The 4691-nt window shown below is 75.8% G+C and carries 5 protein-coding genes; 1 reads left to right on the top strand and 4 read right to left on the bottom strand.

The window, feature by feature from the left end; translation table 11 throughout:
* Window positions 1–118 precede the first annotated feature (118 nt).
* The gene (locus tag ACRYR7_RS24385; RefSeq protein ID WP_432574894.1) at window positions 119–1039 is read left to right on the top strand and encodes an acetamidase/formamidase family protein; all 921 of its coding nucleotides are present in this window, start codon (window positions 119–121) and stop codon (window positions 1037–1039) included.
* Window positions 1040–1117: 78 nt separating this feature from the next.
* On the opposite strand, the gene ACRYR7_RS24380 is transcribed toward ACRYR7_RS24385, so the two are convergent.
* Genes ACRYR7_RS24380 through ACRYR7_RS24365 form a run of 4 tightly spaced genes read right to left on the bottom strand, consistent with a single transcriptional unit; the run spans window position 1118 to window position 4585 of the window.
* The gene (locus ACRYR7_RS24380; RefSeq protein WP_432574892.1) at window positions 1118–1966 is read right to left on the bottom strand and encodes an aldo/keto reductase; all 849 of its coding nucleotides are present in this window, start codon (window positions 1964–1966) and stop codon (window positions 1118–1120) included.
* Between the two features lie 36 nt (window positions 1967–2002).
* Entirely contained in the window at window positions 2003–2431 is a 429-nt protein-coding gene (locus tag ACRYR7_RS24375) for a hypothetical protein (RefSeq protein WP_432574890.1), read from the bottom strand.
* A 7-nt stretch (window positions 2432–2438) separates the two neighbouring features.
* Window positions 2439–3353, bottom strand: coding sequence for a DMT family transporter (locus tag ACRYR7_RS24370; protein ID WP_432574888.1), 915 nt, complete (start codon window positions 3351–3353; stop codon window positions 2439–2441).
* Window positions 3354–3370: 17 nt separating this feature from the next.
* Window positions 3371–4585, bottom strand: coding sequence for a pyridoxal phosphate-dependent aminotransferase (locus ACRYR7_RS24365; protein ID WP_432574896.1), 1215 nt, complete (start codon window positions 4583–4585; stop codon window positions 3371–3373).
* Window positions 4586–4691: the final 106 nt, after the last annotated feature.

The raw sequence follows: 4691 nt of genomic DNA, 5'->3' as shown, positions 1-4691 counted from the left end.
CCCCGCACCGCCGCCGGTGCGGGGGCGTCGCCGCGCCCGGGGACCGCGAACCCCGCGGACCCAGCGGATCCCGCGAACCCCGTGGCCCGGGGGCGCGGCGCTGGTGTGGGATGGCCCGGTGAGCACCCACCACCTCGACCCCGGCCCGGGCCTGGTCACCGACGTCTTCGACCCCGCCCGCCCGCCCGTGCTGACGGTGCGCCCCGGCGACGACCTGCGCGTGCGCACCCTGGACTGCAACGGCTACGGCGCGCGCTTCGAGGGGGACCGCGAACCGCCGCGGATGCTGCCCTCCGGGCGCGGGCACTGCCTGGCCGGCCCGATCGCGGTGGAGGGCGCCCGCCCCGGCGACGTGCTGGCGGTGACGCTGCGCTCGCTGCGCACCGACGGGTGGGGCTGGACGGTGGCGGGGATGCCCACGCCCCTCAACGAGCGCCTGGGCGCCACGGAACCCACCCGCCTGCTGTGGGAGGTCGACGACGAGTCCGGCACCGCCGTGGACGCCCACGGGTTCCGGGTGCCCGTCGCCCCGTTCCTCGGCGTGGTGGGCACCACGCCCGCCGAACCCGGCGAGCACTCCACGATCCCGCCGCGGCCCGGCACCGGCGGCAACGTCGACTGCCGCTCCCTGGTCGCCGGCAGCACCCTGTACCTGCCGGTGCAGGTGGAGGGGGCCCTGCTGTGCCTGGGCGACGGGCACGCCGCCCAGGGCGACGGCGAGGTGGGCGGCACCGCGATCGAGTGCGGCATGACCACGGAGCTGACGGTCGACCTGGTGCCCGCCCCCGCGCTGCCGGGCGTGCACGCGGTCACCCCCGACGAGCGCATCGCGTTCGGGTTCGACGCCGACCTCAACGCCGCCACCGACGCCGCCCTGGACGGGATCGTCACGTGGGTGGCCGCCGAGCTCGGCGTCCCGCGCACCCGGGCGCTGGCGTACGCGAGCACCTGCGTGGACCTGCGCGTCACCCAGGTCGCGAACCGGACGTGGGGCGTGCACGCGGCCTGGCCGCGCACCGCCCTGCGCCGGCCGGCCTGAGGGACCCGCGAGGCTCCCCGCGACGCACGACGCCCCGGCCCCCCGCGGTGCGGGGGACCGGGGCGCGGGTGCGCGGGATCAGGCCGGGGCGCCCACGTTCATCTGGTCCGGGTCGGCGCCGACGCGGCCGTCGGCGCGGTCCAGGCCGCCGATCTGCGCCATGTCCGCGGTGGACAGCTCGAAGTCGAAGACGTCGATGTTCTCGCGGATGCGCTCGGGGGTCACCGACTTCGGGATGACCAGGTTGCCGAGCTGCACGTGCCAGCGCAGCACCACCTGGGCGGGGGTCTTGCCGTGCGCCCGCGCCAGCGCGGTGACGGCCGGGTCGTCGATGACGCCCTTGCCGGAGGACAGCGGGCTGTACGCCTCGGTGACGATCTGGTGCTGGGCGTCGACGGCGCGCAGCTCGGCCTGCTGGAAGAAGGGGTGCAGCTCGACCTGGTTGACGGCCGGGACGACGCTCGTCTCGCCCATCAGGTGCGCCAGGTGGTGCGGCTGGAAGTTGGAGACGCCGATCGCGCGGGCACGGCCGTCGGCGTAGATCTTCTCGAACGCCTTGTAGGTGTCCACGTAGGCGCCGGCGGCCGGCACCGGCCAGTGGATGAGGTACAGGTCGACCGAGTCCAGGCCCAGCTTGGCCAGGCTCGCGTCGAAGGCGCGCAGCGTGGAGTCGTAGCCCTGCTCGGCGTTCCAGAGCTTGGTGGTGACGAACAGCTCCTCGCGGGCGATGCCGGAGGACGCGATCGCGCGGCCCACGCCCGCCTCGTTGCCGTAGATGGCGGCGGTGTCGATGTGGCGGTACCCCGCCTCCAGCGCGGTCTCGACGGCCGGGACGACCTCGTCGTCGCCGACCTGCCACACGCCGAAGCCGAGCTGGGGGACGGTCACGCCGTTGTTGAAGGTGAGCTGGGGAACGCTGGGTGCCATGCCGGCCAGACTATGCGCCGGCGCGTGAGAGCGCGCTCACGGGGGCGGCTGCTCGGCCAGGGAACCCGAGGCGTCCACGGCCGTCCACGCCCGCCGCACCACCGGCTCGCAGCCCTCCCCGTTGACCGCCCACTCCCGCGGCACCACCCGCGCGTGCGCGTCGACCACCACCACCCCGGCCGCGTCGTGGACCTCCAGGTCCACGCCCACCGGGTCCCCGCCCAGCGCGTCGTGCTGCACGAACACCTGCGCCCCCTCCGCCTCCGTCAGCACCCGCCGCGAGCAGACCCCGTCCACGCAGGCGGTGACCTCCCACGGGCGCGGGTTCGCCGCGGGCAGCAGGCTCAGGTCGAAGGAGACGCCCGGGTCCGCGCCCTGGCCGGGGCACCCGCGCCCCGAGCACGCGCCCGCCGCCGCGGCGGCCAGGAGCGCGGCGGCCAGCGCCAGCGCTGCGCGTCGGTGCACGCGCCCATCATCGCCCGCGCCCGCCCGCCCCGCGTGCCGGCCGGGCGGAGGCGCTGGCGCCGGCCAGCGCCACCCCCGCCAGGACCACGACCCCGCCGGCGACCTGCGCCGCCTGCAGCCGCTGCCCGCCGGCCAGCGCCAGCAGCGCGGTGAACACCGTGATGAGGTTCAGGAACACCCCGGCCCGCCCGGGCGGGACGACCCGCAGCGCCCGGTTCCACAGCAGGTACGACAGCACCGAGGGGCACGCGGCGATGAACACCAGCGCCCACGCCACCGGGGCGGTGCCCGGCAGGGCCGGGCCGCCGGCCGCCAGCGAGAGGGGGGCGAGCATCAGGACGGTCAGCAGCGCCTGCAGGGCGGTGGAGGTGATCGGCGGCACGCGCGGCGCCCGCCGGCCCAGGACGGTGTACGCCGTCCAGGAGGCGATCGCGCCGAGCATGAGGACGTCGCCGGCGCCGGGCGGGCCGGTCAGCAGCGCGCGGGGGTCGCCGCGGCTGAGCACCACCAGGACCCCGGCCAGGGCCAGCAGGACCCCGGCGGTGCTGGCCACCGTCAGCCTCTCGCGCAGGAACAGCGCCGCGGCCAGGGTGATGAGGGCGGGGTTGAACGCGTTGACCAGGGAGGCGTGGAACGCGTCGGTGAACCGCAGCGCGGTGTAGAGCAGCAGGTTGTAGCCGAGCAGGCCGGTGCCGCTGAGGGCCAGCAGCCACGGCCAGCGCCGGGCCACCTCGCGCCAGCGGGGCCGCTCGAGGACCTGCGCCAGCACCAGCAGCGGCACCACCGCCAGCGACCAGCGCAGCAGGACCAGGCTGAGCGGGTCCAGCGCGGCCACGGCCCCGGCGCCGACGACGTAGTTGCCGGCCCAGAACGCCGTGGCCGCCAGCAGCGAGGCGACCGCCGGCGCCGTCCCGGCGCGCACGCCGGCCCCCGCCCGCCTCAGCCGCGGGAGCGGTCCGCCAGGAACTCCGCGATGCGCCCGACGGCGACCTCCAGGTCCTCCACGCGCGGCAGCGTGACGATGCGGAAGTGGTCCGGCTTGGGCCAGTTGAAACCGGTGCCCTGCACCACGAACACGTGCTGCTGCTCCAGCAGGTCCAGGATGAGCTGGTAGTCGTCGTCGACCCGGTGCACCTCCGGATCCAGGCGCGGGAAGCAGTACAGCGCCCCGCGCGGGCGCACGCAGCTCACCCCGGGGATCTCGTTGAGCAGCTCCCACGTGCGCCGAGCCTGCTCGGCCAGCCGCCCGCCGGGCAGCACCAGGTCGTTGATGGACTGGTGCCCGCCCAGGGCGGCCTGCACGGCGTGCTGCGCCGGCACGTTCGCGCACAGGCGCATGTTCGCCAGCAGGTCCAGGCCCTCGATGTACCCGCGCGCGTGCCCGGTGGGCCCGGAGACGACCATCCAGCCGGAGCGGAAACCCGCGACCCGGTACGCCTTGGAGAGCCCGTTGAACGTCAGGCACATCAGGTCCGGGGCCAGCGCCGCGGTGGACACGTGCGTGGCGCCGTCGTAGAGGACCTTCTCGTAGATCTCGTCGGAGAGCACCAGCAGGCCGTGCTCGCGCGCCACGCCGAGCAGGTCCTGCAGCACCTCGGTGCCGTACACCGCGCCCGTGGGGTTGTTGGGGTTGATGACGACCACGGCCTTGGTGCGCGGGGACACCTTCGAGCGCAGGTGCTCCACGTCGGGCATCCAGTCCGCGGACTCGTCGCACAGGTAGTGCACCGCGCGCCCGCCGGCCAGGCTGACCGCCGCCGTCCACAGCGGGTAGTCCGGCGCCGGCACCAGGACCTCGTCGCCCTCGTCCAGCAGCGCCTGCATCGCCATGACGATGAGCTCGCTGACGCCGTTGCCCATGTAGACGCCGTCGACGTCGACCCCGGTGATCCCCTTGGACTCCGCGTGCTGCACCACCGCGCGCCGGGCCGAGAGCAGGCCCTTGCTGTCGCTGTAGCCCTGCGCCACCGGCAGGTTCGCGATGATGTCCTCCAGCAGCTCCGGCGGCGCCTCGAAGCCGAACGGCGCGGGGTTGCCGATGTTCAGCTTGAGGACCCGGTGCCCGGCCTGCTCCAGCTCCTGGGCCCGCGTCAGCGCGGGCCCGCGCACGTCGTACAGGACGTCGGAGAGCTTCGAGGACTGACCCAGGTGCACCACGCACCCATCCTGCCACCGGGCCCGCCGCGGGGGGGGGGGGGGGCGCGCGGGGCGGGCGGGGGGGGGGGGGGGGGGGGGGGGGGGGGGGGGGGGGGGGGGGGGG

The sequence above is a fragment of the Kineococcus gurbantunggutensis genome (genome assembly GCF_050871925.1).
Classification (GTDB): Bacteria; Actinomycetota; Actinomycetes; order Actinomycetales; family Kineococcaceae; genus Kineococcus.
Note: the sequence above shows the minus strand (reverse complement) of the source record. Positions and strands in the feature narration are given on the sequence as shown.

Coding starts and splice junctions, on each gene's coding strand:
- ACRYR7_RS24380 (WP_432574892.1), bottom strand. CDS start 1,966: ATGGCACCCAGCGTTCCCCAGCTCACCTTCAACAACGGCGTGACCGTC.